Annotated in this window: 13 protein-coding genes; 4 read left to right on the top strand and 9 right to left on the bottom strand. The window is 67.4% G+C overall.

What is annotated here, in order from left to right:
- Positions 1 to 96 precede the first annotated feature (96 nt).
- The 8 genes from QRM96_RS20990 to QRM96_RS01175 form a co-directional block, all read right to left on the bottom strand.
- Positions 97 to 282 carry a hypothetical protein gene (locus QRM96_RS20990; RefSeq protein WP_350224056.1) on the bottom strand — a complete coding sequence of 62 codons (186 nt, stop codon included), beginning with the start codon at positions 280 to 282 and terminating at the stop codon, positions 97 to 99.
- Positions 249 to 1,706, bottom strand: a complete 1,458-nt coding sequence (locus QRM96_RS01205) for a ComEC/Rec2 family competence protein (RefSeq protein WP_285318043.1) — start codon at positions 1,704 to 1,706, stop codon at positions 249 to 251. The genes QRM96_RS20990 and QRM96_RS01205 overlap by 34 nt, the downstream gene beginning before the upstream one ends.
- Before the next feature lie 538 nt (positions 1,707 to 2,244).
- Positions 2,245 to 3,147, bottom strand: a complete 903-nt coding sequence (locus QRM96_RS01200; RefSeq protein WP_285318042.1) for a helix-hairpin-helix domain-containing protein — start codon at positions 3,145 to 3,147, stop codon at positions 2,245 to 2,247.
- Positions 3,148 to 3,195: 48 nt separating this feature from the next.
- Positions 3,196 to 4,185 (bottom strand): DegV family protein, encoded by a 990-nt coding sequence (locus tag QRM96_RS01195; RefSeq protein ID WP_018761404.1) that lies wholly within the window; start codon positions 4,183 to 4,185, stop codon positions 3,196 to 3,198.
- An 86-nt stretch (positions 4,186 to 4,271) separates the two neighbouring features.
- On the bottom strand, positions 4,272 to 6,794 hold the full coding sequence (gene leuS / locus QRM96_RS01190) for a leucine--tRNA ligase (RefSeq protein WP_285318038.1): 2,523 nt from the start codon (positions 6,792 to 6,794) through the stop codon (positions 4,272 to 4,274).
- A gap of 355 nt (positions 6,795 to 7,149) precedes the next feature.
- Positions 7,150 to 8,664 carry a glycerol kinase GlpK gene (gene glpK, locus QRM96_RS01185; protein ID WP_109044557.1) on the bottom strand — a complete coding sequence of 505 codons (1,515 nt, stop codon included), beginning with the start codon at positions 8,662 to 8,664 and terminating at the stop codon, positions 7,150 to 7,152.
- 40 nt (positions 8,665 to 8,704) lie between these two features.
- Complete coding sequence (locus tag QRM96_RS01180; RefSeq protein WP_285318037.1) at positions 8,705 to 9,454, bottom strand: MIP/aquaporin family protein; 750 nt, start codon at positions 9,452 to 9,454, stop codon at positions 8,705 to 8,707.
- An 89-nt stretch (positions 9,455 to 9,543) separates the two neighbouring features.
- Positions 9,544 to 11,370: a glycerol-3-phosphate dehydrogenase/oxidase gene (locus tag QRM96_RS01175; RefSeq protein WP_285318036.1), complete on the bottom strand. Its 1,827-nt coding sequence runs from the start codon at positions 11,368 to 11,370 to the stop codon at positions 9,544 to 9,546.
- A gap of 126 nt (positions 11,371 to 11,496) precedes the next feature.
- Here QRM96_RS01175 and QRM96_RS01170 point away from each other — a divergent pair, with 126 nt between their 5' ends.
- From QRM96_RS01170 to QRM96_RS01155, 4 genes are read left to right on the top strand one after another with little or no spacing between them, the layout of a single operon-like run.
- Positions 11,497 to 12,462: a sugar-binding transcriptional regulator gene (locus QRM96_RS01170; protein WP_026264485.1), complete on the top strand. Its 966-nt coding sequence runs from the start codon at positions 11,497 to 11,499 to the stop codon at positions 12,460 to 12,462.
- 19 nt (positions 12,463 to 12,481) lie between these two features.
- Positions 12,482 to 13,351, top strand: coding sequence for an aldo/keto reductase (locus QRM96_RS01165; RefSeq protein ID WP_109044556.1), 870 nt, complete (start codon positions 12,482 to 12,484; stop codon positions 13,349 to 13,351).
- Positions 13,352 to 13,359: 8 nt separating this feature from the next.
- A complete protein-coding gene (locus tag QRM96_RS01160; protein ID WP_285318033.1) occupies positions 13,360 to 14,289 on the top strand; it encodes an alpha/beta fold hydrolase in 930 nt (309 codons plus the stop codon).
- Positions 14,286 to 15,362, top strand: a complete 1,077-nt coding sequence (locus QRM96_RS01155) for a glycosyltransferase family 4 protein (protein ID WP_109044554.1) — start codon at positions 14,286 to 14,288, stop codon at positions 15,360 to 15,362. The genes QRM96_RS01160 and QRM96_RS01155 overlap by 4 nt, the downstream gene beginning before the upstream one ends.
- Before the next feature lie 56 nt (positions 15,363 to 15,418).
- Here QRM96_RS01155 and QRM96_RS01150 read toward each other — a convergent pair whose 3' ends face one another.
- Positions 15,419 to 17,491, bottom strand: a complete 2,073-nt coding sequence (locus QRM96_RS01150) for a primosomal protein N' (RefSeq protein ID WP_285318030.1) — start codon at positions 17,489 to 17,491, stop codon at positions 15,419 to 15,421.
- Positions 17,492 to 17,579: the final 88 nt, after the last annotated feature.

Genomic DNA, 17,579 nt, shown 5'->3' with positions numbered 1-17,579 from the left:
CGGAATGGCCGGCGTTTCCTGCATTGCCGGCAGGCGGCCAGCCAGGTGTCTCAGTGGTCTGCCCGGATGACCCGGCCTGCGGATACTGCTGTTCAGTCACAAATTCCCCCAATTGTTCTTGTGCTTCTCAATCGTGCCACAGCCTGAATATTGTTGCGCGGTCAACCTCTGTGTTTTGTGGATTTCTTTGGCACGCACACTTTCAGGACATCGCCTGAATACTTGCTGAACTTTTTTCGAAGCCCAACTTATGAATTGCTTCCGTTGCATTTGCCGCCGCAGCCGGGGCCGTCGCGCCAGCGCTTCAAGCTCTGCACGTGGCGGAGGCGATGCATTCGGATCTCGAGCAGTTCGATCAACGCTTCAGTCCCCGTGTGCGCCTCCTGGATCCGACGGAGGAGGTGCCTTGGCCGGGCAGTCGCCCACACCACGGCGAACGTGAGGACTGACAGCAGCAGCATGGAGAGCAGGCCGGGTACCCCTTCCGGCCATGGCAAAGCGGACCCGGGCAGCTGCGCCGCGAACCTCGCCGTGGCGGCAACCGCTGAACTGAAGGCTCCCGCCACGGCAATCAGGACCGTGGCGGCGCAAGGAATGAGGGACACCAGGGGCACTGCGGCGGTCCCCAGCAGGGTCACAGGCGCAACCAGGGGCGCGGCCACCACGTTGGCCGGCAGGGCATATGTGGCGAACTGTGGCTGCAACAGGACGATGACGGGCCCGCACAGCAGCTGGGCGGACAGCGGGACGGCTACCGAAGCAGCCAGCCACCTCGGCACCACCACGGGAATCCAGTCGATGATCGGCCGGCCCAGGAGGATGATGCCCAGCGTAGCCAGCACTGATAGAAGAAAGCCGAAACTGGTGCCAAGTGCTGGATCTGACAGCAGGAGACCGATGACGGCCAGGCAGAGGAAGCTCAGCCCACGTCCCGAGCGTCCCCCGGCGAGGCTTGCAACCCCGATGGCTCCCATCAGGGCCGCACGCAGGACGCTGGCATCCGGACCCACAAGGACCACGAACAGCGCCAACCCGGCAAGGGCCACTCCCGCAGCGGGCGCACGGGGCAACCGGAACCGCCGGCACAACACCAGCAAAGCCCCCAGCACCAGGCTGCAGTTTGCCCCGCTCACCGCGGTCAGGTGTGTCATGCCCACCGCTTTCATGGCGTTCCCCAATCCCTGGTCCAGGGCGCTGGTGTCTCCGGTGACCATTCCCGGCAGGAGACCGCGGGCGTCCGGCTCCAGGAAGGACGCGGCCGACACGAACCGGTCCCGAAGCTCCCGTGCAGCCTCCTGCAGGACTGGACCGGCCGATGTCCCCGCAGGCGCAGTGGAGGCCGCGAGGCTTCCCGCTTCCGTGCGTCCAGGTTCGGCCGGCCGCAACGTACCGGCCGCACGCACCGTTTGTCCCGGGACCAACGAGCCCCAGTCCTGTCCGCCCATGACAACCAGCGGGGCATGCGTGCGAATTCGAGCCCCGCCGGTCGAGACTTCCTGGGTCACCACCGGCACCGACCACCGTTCCGCCGCTCCCCCTGGTCCCGTCACCGCCCGTGGACTTCCGGCGACCTCCACGATGGCGACGACCGACCTGCCTGCTGCGATCGCCTCTGCCAGGGGTCCGTCGAAGCGCTGTGCTGAGCCCGCCGCCGACTGCGCGGCAGCGGCAGCGGCAAGCATCAGGGAGACCCCGACAGCAGCCATGAAACTCCTGGCCCGGGCCTTCCGGCTTGGTGTGGCCCGCGGCCCTTGGACGGGTTCACGTGTTCCCCTGCGGCTGCCTCTGGCGGCGCCGGAAATGAACGCTGCCGCAACGGCCGCCAAGACGGCGCACAGCAATCCCAGGGACGGAGGCGGCAACCAGATCCCGGCCACGGCGCCTCCCCAAACCAGTGCTGCCGGAAGGGCGAGACGGAGATCGGTGCGGCGCCGGGGCGCAGTAACAGCAGAATCCGCCGCTGCCGGGGCGTCCGGCGCTTCCGCCGCGTGCTTGCGCACAAAGCCGGCGCACCATATCAGGCAGCCCTGAAGGAGCCGGCGTTGACGTGAACCAAGCGGAACCGTTCGTGAGTGTCCCGCGGTTCTTGAGGGCACCGGACCCTGCCCGTTCCCTGGCCGCCCGGGTGCTTCTCCCCGGACCGCTGACTCCACGAATTTGCTCCATGAGTTCTGCTGCGGGCCCCTTGCATGGCGGTCCTGCTCAGGCAATCCAGGCCCGGTGTCACCACCACGCGGCGCCATCTCAGACCGTCACCAGGGGCAGCAGGGACTCAAGCATCTTGGGCCCGACGCCATCCACCGCGTCCAGTTCCTCAACACTCTTGAAGGGGCCATGGTCTTTTCGCCAGTCGACGATCCGCTGCGCGAGCACGGGGCCGACCTTGGGAAGGGTGTCCAGTTCCGCCACACTTGCGGTGTTGAGGTTGATCTTCCCGCCGGGCTGGCCTGATCCGGCAACCGGACCGGCGGTGTCCGGGCCACCACCGCTTCCTGTCCCTTGGGCGGACGGAAGCGGCTCCCCCACCTTCGGGACCTGGATCTTCTGTCCATCTTCCAGGACAAGTGCGAGATTGAGCCGGTCCACGTCAGCATCGGCTGCAGGACCGCCCGCTGCAACAATGGCGTCGTCAACGCGGCTGCCCTGCCGCAAACGGATGACCCCGGGGCTGCCCACGGCCCCGGTCACATGCACCACCACCTGGCCGCCGCCGGACACGGGCTCCCCCTGGGCCTGGCCGGAATCCGCTGGCGAGTCCGGGCGGCCCTCTGCTGCACCGGCAACCGGGTCCTTGGAGGACGCATGGCTACCGCCGGAAATGCCTGTGCCGCCCAGTGGCAGGATTTCGGGGGCGCCGGCTCCCGCCTGCCACCAGAACCAGGCTCCGGCAGCCAACGCCAGCGCGGTGAGCAGCGCGGCAACGCGCAGTCCCATCCGCCACCGGAGGCGCAGGCCCGCATCTTTCCTGCCATCCGCGGCGGGCCCTGTGCCGGCCTCGTCCGGTTGTCCCGGGCCATGGTACTCAAAGCCACCCGGGCCCGGACCGTCCAGCAGGAGGCCCGGGCGTCCCCCGCCCAGCGTGGACTGGAGCCGGTCCCTCGCATGCCGCGCCTGCTGACCTGCTGCTCCAGCATCCCGGCGTGACATAGCTCCACCCTAGGGAGCCCCGCCACCGGTCGACAGGGAGCGAAGCTCCTATGTGGAAAGGCTGGCGCCGCCGGTTCCCCTGCCGACGATGACGGCAAGCACTCCGAGCCCGGCGTGGGCCGCAAGGACAGCGGGCAGGGCGCTGATCTGGGCAGGAGGGCAGTCGGGCAAAGCCGCTGCCAGCCTGGCGGCCAGGCCGTCCGCTTCCGCCTGGTTTCCAAAGTGGTGTACGGCCAGGCGCACGGTTTCTCCCGGGCGGGGCACCGCTTCTGCCGCAACGATCTCTTCCAGCCGGGCCACGGCTCGCGCGGCGGAACGCACGCGTTCCAGCGGAACGATCCTGCCGCCGTCGACCGCCAGGATGGGTTTGATGGCGAGCATGGTGCCCACCAGCGACGCTGCGGCGCCGATCCGGCCGCCGCGGCGCAACTGTTCCAGGCTGGGAACGTAGAAGTAGACCCTGGTCCGGGTTGCCTGGGCGTGGGCGGCCGCGGCGACGTCGGCGCAGCCTGCACCGGCTGCCGCGGCTGCGACTGCAGCTTGGACGGCCATTCCCTGGGCCATGCCGACAGTTTCCGTGTCCACCACCTCGACCGGGATTCCAACCCGTGCCGCAGCGAGCCTTGCGGCGTCCGCCGTACCGGAGAGTTCACCGGAAATGTGGACTGACACCACGGCCTCGAATCCGCGCTGTTGGGCTGCGCGGTACGCCTGCTCGAACTGCCCGGGTGAAGGCCGGGACGTTTTTACGGCGGTTCCCGAAGCGAGGGCCACGGCGATGGTTTCCAGGATGTCGTCTTCGCCTTCGCCATAGATCTCCGCGCCCACCATGACGGGCATCGGCACTACGGTGAGGATTCCGTCGTGCGGAAGCCCCGCCAGATAGCTGGCCGGCAGGGCGGCTGCAGAGTCTGTGACGACGGCGGTGCGGACCGCGGCGCCGGGGCCCTGCCGCGTGGTCCCGGGACGGGCAGAGGGCCTGAGCGCCGAGAGCCGGGACCGTACCCACGGCCAGGCGGCGGCATTACTGTCAGGCAAGGGGCCTCCTGGATACGGTGTCCGGCTCAGGCGGCACCGGCCGCCGGAAAATATCCGACGGCCGGTGGATACTGCGGGTGCAGCGGTCAGGCCGGAACGATGTTGACCAGCTTAGGCGCACGGACAATCACAGTCCGGATGCCGCGGCCGTCGAGGGCACGCTGGACATTTTCGGAGGCCAGGGCCAGCTCACGCAACTGGTCCTCGGAAACGTCCGGAGACACCTCCAGGCGGTCGCGCACCTTGCCCTGCACCTGGACAACGGCGGTGACCGTGTCCTGGACCAGGAGGGCGGGATCGTGTGCCGGCCAGCCTGCATTGGCCACCGATGCCGGGTGGCCCAGCAGGTTCCACATGTCCTCGGCCGTGTACGGTGCGAACAGGCTGAGGATCACGGCTACAGCCTCTGCGGCCTCCCGGACGGCCGGGTCCGCGGCGCCGGCCCCGGAATCGATGGTCTTGCGGGTGGCGTTGACCAGTTCCATCAGCTTGGCCACCACCACGTTGAACTTGTTGGCATCCAGCAGTTCGGCGGCGTCGGCGATGGTGCGGTGCGTTACCGAGCGCAGGGTACGGTCACCGGCTGCGGCGTCCACCCCTGGGTCGCTGGCAACATCCTGTGCGAGGCGCCAGGCGCGGGCCAGGAACTTGGCCGAACCCGACGGCGACACGTCGGCCCAGTCCACATCGTCCTCGGGCGGGGAGGCGAACACCATGGTCAGGCGGACGGCGTCCACACCATACTTGTCCAGCTGTTCACCGAGGTCCACGCCGTTGCCCAAGGACTTGCTCATGGCCTTGCCGCCGTTGAGCACCTGCCCCTGGTTGAGGAGGGCACTGAACGGTTCGTCGGCGTCGATCATGCCCAGATCGTGGATGACCTTGGTGAAGAACCGGGCATACAACAGGTGCAGGATGGCGTGCTCCACGCCGCCGACGTACTGGCCAACAGGCATCCAGTCGTTGATCTTCTGCGGGTCGAAGGGGCCCTCGGTGAACTGGGGCGAGACGAAGCGCAGGAAGTACCAGGACGAGTCCACGAAAGTGTCCATGGTGTCCGTGTCGCGCTTTGCCGGGCCGTGGCAGGAGGGGCACTCGACATTGACCCACGCTTCGGCAGCCGCCAGCGGGGACGTGCCCTTCGGCGACAGGTCCTCGCCACGGAGGTCGGACGGCAGCGTCACCGGCAGCTGCTCGTCCGGAACGGGCACTTCCCCGCAGGACGGGCAGTGGATGATGGGGATCGGGGTGCCCCAGAACCGCTGGCGGCTCAGCAGCCAGTCGCGGAGCCGGAAGTTGACGAACTTCTCGCCGGTGCCCTGCTCTTCGAGGATCTTGATTGCGGCCGGGATGGCCTCGGCCTTGGGCAGCCCGTCCAGAGCCCCGGAATTGATCAGGGTGCCCTCGCCGGCAGTCGCCGTGCCGGACACGGCCGGATCCTCCTCGCCGGTGTCCAGGACCGCCCGGACAGGCAGGTCAAAGGTCTTGGCGAAGTCCAGGTCGCGCTGGTCGTGGGCGGGCACGGCCATGATCGCGCCGGTGCCGTAGTCGGCCAGGACGTAGTCTGCGGCCCAGACCGGGAGTTTCTCCCCGTTCAGCGGGTTGATGGCGTACCGGCCGGTGAAGACACCGGTTTTCTCCCGTTCCGTTGACTGCCGTTCTATTTCCGAAAGGGCCTTGACCTTCTCCCGGTAGTCCTCCAGGGCGGCGGCGTGTTCGTCGGTGACGAGTTCGACGGCGAGCGGCGCGTCAGCGGCCACCACGAAGAACGTTGCCCCGTACAGCGTGTCCGGACGGGTGGTGAAGACCGTGACGTCCTTGGCGGGCTTGCCGCCGTCGGCCTCGATCACGAAGGTGACGTGGGCGCCCTCGGACCGGCCGATCCAGTTCTTCTGCATGGCCAGCACGCGCTCGGGCCAGTGCCCGCGGAGCTCGTCCATGTCGTCCAGCAGCCGGTCGGCGTAGTCGGTGATCTTGAAGTACCACTGGTTCAGGGACTTCTTGGTGACGGTGGTGCCGCAGCGCTCGCAGGCACCGTTGACCACCTGTTCGTTGGCCAGCACGGTCTGGTCCTTGGGGCACCAGTTGACCGGCGAGTCCTTGCGGTAGGCCAGGCCGCGCTCGTAGAAGCGCTTGAACAGCCACTGCGTCCAGCGGTAATACTCGGGGTCGGACGTATGCAGCCGGCGCGACCAGTCGGCGGAGATCGCGTACCGCTTGAATGAGGCTGCCTGGGTGTCGATGTTGGCGTACGTCCACTCACTGGGGTGGGCGTTGCGCTTGATGGCTGCGTTTTCCGCGGGCAGGCCGAACGAGTCCCACCCGATCGGGTGCAGGACGTCGTAGCCCTTTTGGCGAAGGTACCGGGCCACCACATCGCCCATGGCGAACGCTTCGGCGTGACCCATGTGCAGGTCGCCCGAGGGGTACGGGAACATGTCAAGCACGTAGCGGCGTTCCCGGGACCCGTCGTCCACCGGGGTGAAGACCTTGAGGTCCTCCCACACCTGGGGCCATTTGGCCTCCATGGCGATGAAACTGTAGGTGCCCTCTTCGGGCCCTGCCGATACTGTTGCTGTTCCGGTCTCTGTCTCCGGCTGAACGCCCACTGCTGGCCTCTTCTATTCTTTTCGATCTTGTCCGATCAGGACGGGTCGCGCCTGATCCTTCGGTCCCCTGCTCCGGGCCCGCACTTCGTCCCGGACACACAAAAGCCCCTCACACGGAGGGGCTGCCGCTCGACAATCCGGGAGTCTGGCCGGGATGCCGGGCGGCTAGCTAAGAAGGAGGATCGCACGCATACCACCACTTTAGCGCACGGCTTGCGAGCGTTATGTAAGTCGCCACGAGCGGCTGAATCGGCCGGCCCGGAAATGCCGAACTGTTGAGGGGGCCCGGGAGCGGCTTCGGGCGTCCGCGAAGCGGGCGGGGCCCCCTCAACAGTGAAGGCATCGGCTCGTCGGCCTACTTCACGTCCTCGTCAACCCAGTCCATGGACTTGGTCACGGCCTTCTTCCAGAGGCGCAGCTGGCGCTCCTGCTCCGCCTTGTCCATTTGCGGCTCCCACCGCTTGTCCTCGGACCAGTTGGCGGACAGTTCGCCCAGGTCCTTCCAGAAGCCGACGGCGAGGCCGGCCGCGTAGGCGGCGCCCAACGCCGTGGTTTCCACGACCTTGGGCCGGATCACCGGAACACCCAGGATGTCGGCCTGGAACTGCATGAGGGCATCGTTGGCGACCATGCCGCCGTCGACCTTCAGCTCGCTCAGCGGCACGCCGGAGTCCGCGTTGACGGCGTCGAGCACTTCGCGGGTCTGGAACGCGGTGGCTTCCAGGGCAGCCCGGGCGATGTGGTTCTTGTTGACGAAGCGGGTCAGGCCGACGATCGCGCCACGTGCATCCGAGCGCCAGTAGGGAGCGAAGAGGCCGGAAAACGCGGGGACGATGTACACGCCGCCGTTGTCTTTTACGGCCGCGGCCAGGGTCTCCACCTCCGGCGCGCTGCTGATCATGCCCAGGTTGTCCCGCAGCCACTGGATGAGGGAACCCGTGACGGCGATGGATCCTTCGAGGGCGTAGTGCGGCTTGGCGTCGCCGAGCTTATAGCCAACGGTAGTGAGAAGCCCGTTCTTGGAGTGGACGATCTCCTCGCCGGTGTTGAAGATCAGGAAGCAGCCGGTGCCGTAGGTGTTCTTGGCTTCGCCGGTGTCGAAGGCTGCCTGCCCGAAGGTTGCCGCCTGCTGGTCGCCCAGGATCCCTGCTACCGGCGTCTCGCGGAGCAGCTGGGATCCGTGGACCTCGCCGTAGACCTCGGAGGAGGACTTGATTTCCGGCATCATGCTGCGCGGCACGCCGAAGATGCCAAGGATTTCGTCATCCCACTGGAGGGTGTCAAGGTCCATGAACAGCGTGCGGGACGCGTTGGTGACATCGGTGACGTGGACGCCGCCGTCCACGCCGCCTGTCAGGTTCCACAGGACCCAGGCGTCGGTGTTGCCGAACACCAGGTCCCCGGCCTCTGCCTTTTCGCGGGCGCCGTCGACGTTGTCCAGGATCCATTTGATCTTGGTCCCGGAGAAGTAGGTTGCCAGCGGGAGCCCCACTTTTTGCTTGAACCGGTCTCCGCCGCCGTCCTTGGACAGTTCATCGACGATGTCCTGGGTCCGGGTGTCCTGCCACACGATGGCGTTGTAGACCGGCTTGCCGGTGGTCTTGTCCCACACCACGGCGGTTTCGCGCTGGTTGGTGATGCCGACGGCGGCAATATCGTGCCGTGTCAGGTTCGCCTTGGAAAGCGCGGAGCCGATGACCTCACGGGTGTTGTTCCAGATTTCCGTGGCGTCGTGCTCCACCCAGCCGGCTTGCGGGAAGATCTGTTCGTGTTCCATCTGGCCGGAGGAGACAATGGCGCCGCTGTGGTCGAAGATGATGGCGCGGGTGCTGGTGGTGCCCTGATCGATAGCGATTACGTACTGGTTCATGATGACGTCCTTGTCCGGTTTGTTGATCTGTCGTGTGGGTTCAGGATGCTGCTGTGACGATGATGGGGACAACGCGGGCCACGAGGCCACCGAGTGCGCCGCCGATCAAGGGTCCGACGACGGGCACCCAGGAGTAGGCCCAGTCGCTGGAGCCCTTGCCCTTGATGGGAAGCAATGCGTGGGCGATGCGGGGTCCAAGGTCCCTCGCGGGGTTGATGGCGTAGCCCGTCGGGCCGCCGAGGGAAACACCGATGCCTACCACGAGCAGGGCAACGGCGAGCGGGCCGAGCCCGGAGGGGGTTCCGCCGAGGGTCAGGATGACCAGCACCAGCACGAAGGTGCCAATGACCTCGGTAATGACGTTCCAGGGCGTGGACCGGATGGCCGGCCCGGTGGAAAACACGCCGAGCTTGCTGGCGGGCTCAGGTTCGTCGTCGAAGTGCTGCTTGTATGCCAGCCAGCAGACCACGGCGCCGAGGAACGCGCCCAGCATTTCGCCGCCAAAGTAGGTCAGGGTGGAGGCGAAATCCACGGTGACTCCCGGAGCGTACTCGGCTTTGCCGTTAAGCAACAAGCCGAGCGTGACGGCGGGATTCAGGTGCGCGCCCGACTTGGCGGCAACGAAGACACCCGCGAAGACGGCTATTCCCCACCCCCATGTGACCATGAGGAACCCGCCGTTGTTGCCTTTTGTTCCCCGCAAAGCCACGTTGGCAACGACGCCGCAACCCAAGAGGGTCAGCATGCCGGTACCAAAGACTTCGGAGAGGAAAACTATTCCTAGAGACATCTTTGACTCCTTCTGTTTTTAGTTGTCGGCCCTCCGCGGGTGGAGGGCCGTTGGGCCGGGGTGACTCGCTCCCCCGGCCCCGCCCGGCCTCAGGAGACCAGGCTGTGCGTTTCCACCCGGTGGAAACGCTGCAGCACGTCCTGGGCGTGCTTGATCTCTGCGGTCCGCGTCGCAGCGTCCCAATTGAGCGGTCCGGAGAGCACCTCGGCGAGCTCGTTGAGCAGCTCGCCGGTGACGAGTCCCCGGAAGGCCAGGGAGGTGCGCCGGATCAGGACATCCACCAGATGGCCCACCTGTTCGTGTGCCGCCATGTATTCCAGTTCCCGGACGCTGAGCTCACGGGTGGAACGCAGCGCCTGGTCAGGGGCGGCGTCGAGGTACCCGATCACTTCTTCGGCCCGCGTTCCGTAGCGGGTCAGCAGGCCCGCCGTGCGGTCCGCGTCCCGGCCGGCCGACATGTGCGCCTTGATCCACTGCTGGACGCCGTTATCGTCAGCGGGGAATCCGGCACCGCCGCCGATGGGCAGCTGCGCGGTGGAAACCTTGCGCTGCATGCCGAGTTCGGCGAGGACGTCGTTGGCGAGGTGCTCTGCGAGGGCGCGGAACGTTGTCCACTTGCCGCCCACCAGGCTCAGGACGACGGCGGAGCCCGCGTCCTGTCCGGAGGTGCGGCGTTCGATGCGGTAGTCGCGGGAGACGAAGCCGGGCTGGGTGGCGTCATGGCGTGGCAGGGGGCGGACCCCGGAGAACGTATACACGATGTGTTCAGGAGTCACGTCGACGGACGGGAAAACGTGCCCGATCAGGTCGAAGAAGTACGCAATCTCGTCGTCGGTGCAGACGGCGTCCTCGGACATGTCGGCGTCGACGTCGGTGGTACCCACCAGGACCCGGTCACCCATCGGGTAGATCAGGACGATCCGGCCGTCAGTGTGCTCAAAGAAGATTTCGCGGCCCCGGCACGCGGCAAGGAGGCCCGGGTGGTCAAGCACGATGTGCGAGCCCTTGGTGCCGCCCATGAAGGATGACGCGGCACCCATGGCTCCGTTGGTGAGGTCCACCCACGCGCCGGTGGTGTTTACGATGACGTCCGCCGTGAAATCGAACTCCTCGCCGGTGAGTTCGTCACGGAGCCGGACGGTGCTGCCCCGCCCGGTCCCCGGGTTGGGTGCCGGAGACACGGACTGCAGGGACAGGTAGTTGCTGGCACGCGCCGTGTTGCCCTGTGCGTTGTGGGCCTGCTCCGTCCCCGCGGGGCGGCCGGCCTTCACGCCGTCCTGCAGGACGTCGAGGGTGAGCCGCTCCGGGTTGTGCACGGAGGCATCAAAGTAGGTGGCAGTGTATTTGACGTCCGGACGGAGGGCAGGCAACTCCTTGAGGGCGGCCTTGTGCGTGCGGAACTGGTGCCGCGGCACGGTGCCGCCGTCGCGGGAGAACGAGTCGTAGAGGCTCAGCCCGACTTTGATAAGGAACGCACCGCGCTCCTTCGGCTTGCCCTGCTGCTTGTGGGTCAGGAAGCGCATAGGCGCGGACAGGATGCCCGAAAACGTGCTGAAGATGGGAATGGTGGTCTGCAGCGGCTTGACGTAATGCGGCGCGATCTTCAGCAGCCGGTTGCGTTCCACCACGGATTCGCGCACCAGGCGGAACTCGCCGTTTTCGAGGTAGCGGATCCCGCCGTGGATCATGTGCGAGGATGCGCCGCTGGCCCCCTGGCAGTAATCTCCGCGTTCCACGAGCGCGACGTCGACGCCCTGCAAAGCCAGGTCGCGGAACGTACCTACCCCGTTAATGCCGCCGCCCACCACGAGTACTTTGGCGTGCGGCCTGCGCCGGAGGCTGTGTACCGATGAGCGTTCGGCTCCGGCCCGGGGCGCGCCGGCAGACAGTTGGACAGTTGGTTCCTTGGGTCCCAAAACAAACTCCCTTGGGGCTTTGAGTGATGCGGCTGCCACCGTGGCGTGCCGCCGTTCTGCTCTATTCTTTGGAGATATGGAAAATGGAGTCAAGCACTATGCACAAACGTGCAGATGGGAAATGAGATGACTCTCTCCAGGGACGCAGATGCCCTCCGAGCTGCACAAATGTACTATCTGCAGGACCTCACCATGGATGCGATCGCACGCGAACTGCGTACCTCCCGGTCCACCGTTTCACGCCTCCTGTCCGCCGCCAGGGAATCGGGGCTGGTGCAGATCCAGATCCGCAATCCGCTCGATACCGGCCCGGAGTTGGAAGGCATGATCCGGCGCAGGTACAACCTTGACGTGCACGTTGTACCGGTCCTGGGGACGCTCAACGAAGCCGAAACCCTGGACCGCGTGGCCATGCAGGCCGCACGCACCATCGGTCCCCTGGTGGACTCCAATGCCATCATCGGCGTTGCCTGGGGATCCACCCTCAGCGCGGTCAGCCGGCACCTCACCCGGAAGATCACCCACGACAGCGTTATCGTCCAGCTCAACGGCGCAGGAAACATGCACACCACGGGCATTACCTACGCCAGCGACATCATGCGAAGGTTTGGCAGCGCCTACGGCGCACGGGTGGAGCAGTTTCCCGTCCCGGCCTTCTTCGACCACGCCGCCACCAAGACGGCCATGTGGAATGAACGCAGCGTGCAGCGCGTCCTGGAACTCCAGGCCAAGATGAGCATTGCCATCTTCGGTGTCGGTTCGGTGCACGCCGACTACCCCAGCCACGTCTACGCGGGCGGATACCTCGACGAGGAGGACCTGAACGCGCTGGCCAACTCGGACGTGGTGGGCGACGTAGCCACCGTGTTCTTCCGGGCCGACGGTTCCTCCAACGGGATCGTCCTGAACGAACGCTCCACCGGGCCGGCACTTGCCCAGTTGCGCCAGGTGCGCCGGAGGATCTGCGTGGTCTCAGGTGTCTCCAAGATCAACGGCCTCCGCGGGGCCTTGGCCGCGAGGCTGGCCACGGACCTGATCCTGGACGAAGCCACCGCCCGCCGGCTGGTCGATTACGAGGGCCTGACAAGCTGAAGTGGGTAGAGTCGTTTCCATGAGAACCTCACCCCGGCTCAGCCTGAACAACGGCGTGCTGATCGACCAGCTTGGCTTCGGGCTGTATAAGGTGCCGGCGGCGGACGCAGAAGGCCTGGTGGCCACGGCGCTCGCGGCAGGCTACCGCCACTTCGACACCGCGGCCATGTACGGAAACGAGACCGGCGTCGCGCGTGGCATCAGTTCCCAGCTTGGCGACGGAACCGGAAGCGGCGGGTCCGGGGAGCTGTCCCCTTCCCTGACCCGGGAGGACGTCTTCATCACCACCAAGGTCTGGAACGACCATCACGGCTACGACTCCACGCTGCGTGCCTTCGACGACTCCATGGTCAACCTGGGCCTGGACTACGTGGACATGTACCTGATCCATTGGCCATGCCCGCGGCGCGGGCTGTTCCCGGAAACGTACCGCGCACTGGAGACCCTCTACCGCGAAGGCCGCGTCCGCGCCATCGGCGTCAGCAACTTCCAGCCCGCCCACCTTGACCGGCTCCTGCAAAGCGCCGAAGTGGTTCCTGCCGTGAACCAGATCGAACTGCACCCCTGGCTGCAGCAGGAAGAACTGCGCAGCAAGCACGCTGACCTGGGTATCCGGACCGAAGCATGGAGCCCGCTGGGCCGCGGCCAGGTGCTTGCGGATCCGGTCATCGAAGCCTGCGCCGCCGAGCACGGCAGGACCCCGGCGCAGGTAATCCTGCGCTGGCACATGCAGCTGGGCAACATTGCCATCCCCAAGGCAAGTTCGGAGGCCCGCATCCGGGAAAACCTGGACGTCTTCGGGTTCGAGCTTTCCGAACGGGACCTGGCCGCGATTACTGCGTTGGACCGCGGGCAGCGCACCGGTTCGCATCCGGACAACGTCAACTAGGCGCGGGCATGGATACCGTGAACCCGGGGACCTCCACTGCGCCGGCATACGTGAGTGCCGCACTGGCAGCGCGGACTTCGGCCGGCACCGTAACCCTCGACGGCGGCAGCGTGGCGTTCTGGACCTACGAGCCGCTGGAGGAAACACCGGAAACCCGCACCATCCTGGTGATCCACGGTTTCCGGGGCGACCATCACGGGCTCCTGCGCGTCGCGGACCAATTGCCGGACATGCGCATCATCATGCCCGACCTGCCGGGCTTTGGCAGGTCCGACGCCTTCGGGCAGGACGAGCATTCGGTGGAACGCTACGGACAGTTCGTCAGCGACTTCATGGCGGCCCGCGGGCTGGGACCGGACACCGTCCTGCTGGGCCACTCTTTCGGTTCGATCGTGGCAGCGCACTTTGTGGCCGGCCACCCCGGCGCAGTCCGTCCCCTGATCCTCATCAACCCCATTGCTGCCCCGGCGCTGGAGGGGCCCAAAGGCGTGATGACGCGGCTGGCAGTCCTGTACTACCGGCTGGCGGCAAGGCTCCCCCGCAAACCGGGGCTGGCCCTGTTGCGCAACCGGCTGATTGTGCGCGTCATGAGCGAGACCATGGCCAAGACACGCGACAAGGAACTGCGGGCATTCATCCACGGCCAGCACCACGCGTACTTCAGTTCCTTCGCCGACCGCGACAGCCTGCTGGAGTCCTTCACGGCGTCGGTCAGCAACCACGTGGCCCAGGTGGCCGGCCGGCTGGACCTCCCCGTGCTGCTGGTGGCCGGCGAAAGGGACGAAATAGCCACGCTTCCCAGCCAGCAGCGCCTCCTGGCACTGCTGCCGGACGGGGAGCTGAAGGTGATTCCCGGCGTCGGACACCTGATCCACTACGAAACGCCGGAGCCCGCCGCCCGCCACATCCGCAGCTTCCTGAAGGATCATCCCGCGTGAAGATAGTTATCGACGCCCGCTTTACCCGCACCGACCACCATGACGGCATCAGCCGCTACGGGGCCAGCCTGATCGCCGCCACGGCGAAAATCGCAGACGTCTCCATGCTGGTCTCCGACGTCCGCCAGCTCGCCCTCCTGCCGGATGTTCCGTACACGCTGATCAACAGTCCGCTCTCACCGCTGGAGCTGTTCGTGGCCCGCAAGGTCAACGGCCTCGGCGCCGATGTGGTGGTGTGCCCCATGCAGACCATGGGCACCTGGGGCAGGAAGTACGGCCTGATCCTGACGCTGCACGACCTCATCTACTACGAGCACCCCGCTCCCCCGGGATTCCTGCCGGCCCCGGTCAGGCTGCTCTGGCGCCTCTACCACAAGGCGTTCTGGCCCCAGCGGCTGCTGCTGAACCGGGCCGACACGGTGGCCACCATCAGCCGGACCACGGAGGCGCTCATCGCCAAGTACCGCCTCACCCGCCGGCCGGTGCGCATCATCGCCAACGCCCCCCAGCCGGCCCAGGTCCACCGCACCCCGGGTGACGGCGCGGACAAGACGCTCATCTACATGGGCTCGTTCATGCCCTACAAGAACGTGGAAACCATGGTGGCCGGCATGTCCGGGCTGCCCGGCTACACCCTGCACCTGCTGAGCCGGATCAGTCCACAACGGCGCGCGGAACTCGAAGGCCTGGTGCCGCCGGGCGCCGCCGTGGTGTTCCACAACGGCGTCACCGACGAGGAGTATGACGGGCTGCTGCGGCGGGCCACCGCACTGGTAAGCCTGTCCAGGGCCGAGGGCTACGGGCTCCCCCTGGTGGAAGCCATGGCTGTGGGGACGCCGGTGATCGCCAGCGACATCCCGATCTTCCGCGAGGTGGGCGCGGACGCAGCCCTGTACGTGGACCCGGGCTCCCCCGAACAGTTCGCGCACGCGGTGGCGCAGTTGCAGGATGACGGGCATTGGCAGGACATGTCCCGGCGTTCCGTGGCGCGGGCCGCCGAATTCAGCTGGGACGAATCGGCGAGGCAACTGGTGGATGCGGCACACGAAGTGGTGGCGAACAGGCGGCGCTGAGCGCGTCTCCAGTCCGGTGACGCAGGCGAGGCAACAAGCACCGTGCTGCCAACCCGTTACAGGACGTCCACGCCGTCCAGGCGCAACTGTACCGGCTCCACGGTCCGCTTGGCGCCCGCGGCTGCCCGGGTGGCCCGCAGGACACGGACGACGGCGGCCGCCTGGCCATACGGGAAGAACAGCAGGGTCCGGACGTCCTCGGCCGAGCGCCTCCCGGACGGCGGAGCGGTCAGCACCAGCGGCGCCGGGCCTGCGGTGCGCACCGTTATTCCGGCGCTGCCGAGCCCGGCCTCCACGGCGGCCGTGAAATGTTCGACGGCGGGTCGCGGCCCGGTGACAGATGCGATCCGGACCGCCGGGGGCAACTGGAGTTCCATCCTCAGGGCCAGCTCCCGCTGGGCATAGCCGGCAGGATCCCAACGGAGCAGGGCGCCTGTGGCAGCGGTGTCCGTGGCCGTCACCACCACCAGTCCGCCGTCCGGGGCAGGGCGCACCAGTGCCGCGGCGTTCAGCCACCGCCTGACCGTGTCCTCGCCGGCGCGGAGGGTTTCCCGCCGCAGCAGGGAGTCGCCGTCCAGGAGCAGGGCCGCTGCATAGCCGCCGGCCGCGACCGGCTCCGCCCCCACCGTGGCCACCACCAGGGCCTTTGCCTCCCCCACCCTGGCCTTTACCTGGTCACCGGAGGAGGTAACGACGGTTTTGCCGGGAAAAGCCCTCCCCAACTCCTCCGCAGTACGCAGGACCCCGGTGGCCCCTTTCCGGAGCCGCCGGCCGCCGCAATGGGTGCAGCTCCAGTCCGGTGCCGGCGTCGAACACCAGCGGCACTGGGGAAGCGCCGACGTGCCTGCCAGCGCCAACGGCCCCTGGCAGGTTCCGCAGCGTGCCGGCTCGCGGCACGTTTCGCAGACCAGTGACGGCGCGTAGCCGGACCTGGCCACCTGCACCAGGACAGGTCCGCGCTCCAGGCCTTCCTTGGCGGCCTGCCAGGCCGCGTGCGGAAGCCGGGCGACCGTTGCGAGCGGGTCGCGGGCCTGCTCGAAGGTGTCGGCGGTGCTGACGACCCGCGGAACGGTGGCCCGCAGGGTGTTACGCGGGGTGCTCACGGGGATGGCCCACCCGGACTCCACCAGCCGCTGGACCTCCGTGCTGCGCGAGTGCCCGGCCAGGAGGCAGGCGGCGCCTTCCTGTTCCGCCCGCAGGAGCAGGACTTCCCGGGCGTGCGGGTAGGGTGCGCGTTGCTCGATGTGGAGGTCGTCCCCGTCGTCCCAGCAGGCGACCAGGCCGAGGTCCGGTACCGGTGCGAAGGCGGCAGACCGGGTGCCGATGGCCACTTTGGCGGTGCCGGCCAGCAGGCGAAGGTAGTTGCGGTACCGGGGCGTGGGGCCATCGTCTGCGGTGAGCCGTGCCACGGCGTCATCCGGCAGCACGTCCTTGAGTGCTGCCTCGAGGCGGTCAAGGTCGCGGTAGTCCGGCACCACCAGCAGGGCGCCGCGGCCCGACGTGTAGGCGGCGGCAGCGGCTTCGGCGAGGAGGTGCGGCCACCCGGCGGGTCCGTAGCCCTGGAGCGGGTTGACCACCGCGCGCGGCGCTCCACCGGCGGCCAGGTGCCGCAGGAAGGCCGCACCGGTGCGGTAGTCCGCCCAGGCTGAGGGGCCGGCGGCGGCGGGAGTGGTTCCGGCTTCCGCTTCCGCGCAGGCGCCCGGGTAATCCTTCTCCAGCCTGGCGACGCGGGGTGGAACGGCGAGGCGGAGGACATCGCTGACGGTACCGGCGTACCGGGCGGCGACTGCGGTGGCCAGGTCCCGGACGGCGGGCGTGAGGACCGGAACCGGTGAAACGACCTTGGCCAGGGGCACCAAGGCATGTCCGGCGTCGGACTCCGCCACCCGTTCGAGGAGGAAGCCGTTGAGGTCCTGGCCGTTGAACTTGACCTTGACCCGCACCCCGGGCCGGGCCTCCCGGTCAAGGGAGGCCGGGACGGCGTAGTCGAAAGGCCGGTCCAGGTGCGGGAGGGAGGACTCCACGAGAACCCGCGCCACCGGCAGCTGTGCTGCCATGGCTCCGGAGGACGGAGTCCGAACCGGAAATCCCTGCAGCAACGATGGCTGGACGGAACTGTCAGCAACCATGGCGGTTACCTCCGTTCAGCTACCGGGTTGGACAAGGACAGCCAAGCAGCGGGCACTGACATTGGTCTTCCGGACGCCTCACGGGGAC

The organism is Pseudarthrobacter sp. lyk4-40-TYG-27, from assembly GCF_030209295.1.
Lineage (GTDB): Bacteria > Actinomycetota > Actinomycetes > Actinomycetales > Micrococcaceae > Arthrobacter.
This window is presented reverse-complemented; position numbering and strand designations above follow the sequence as displayed.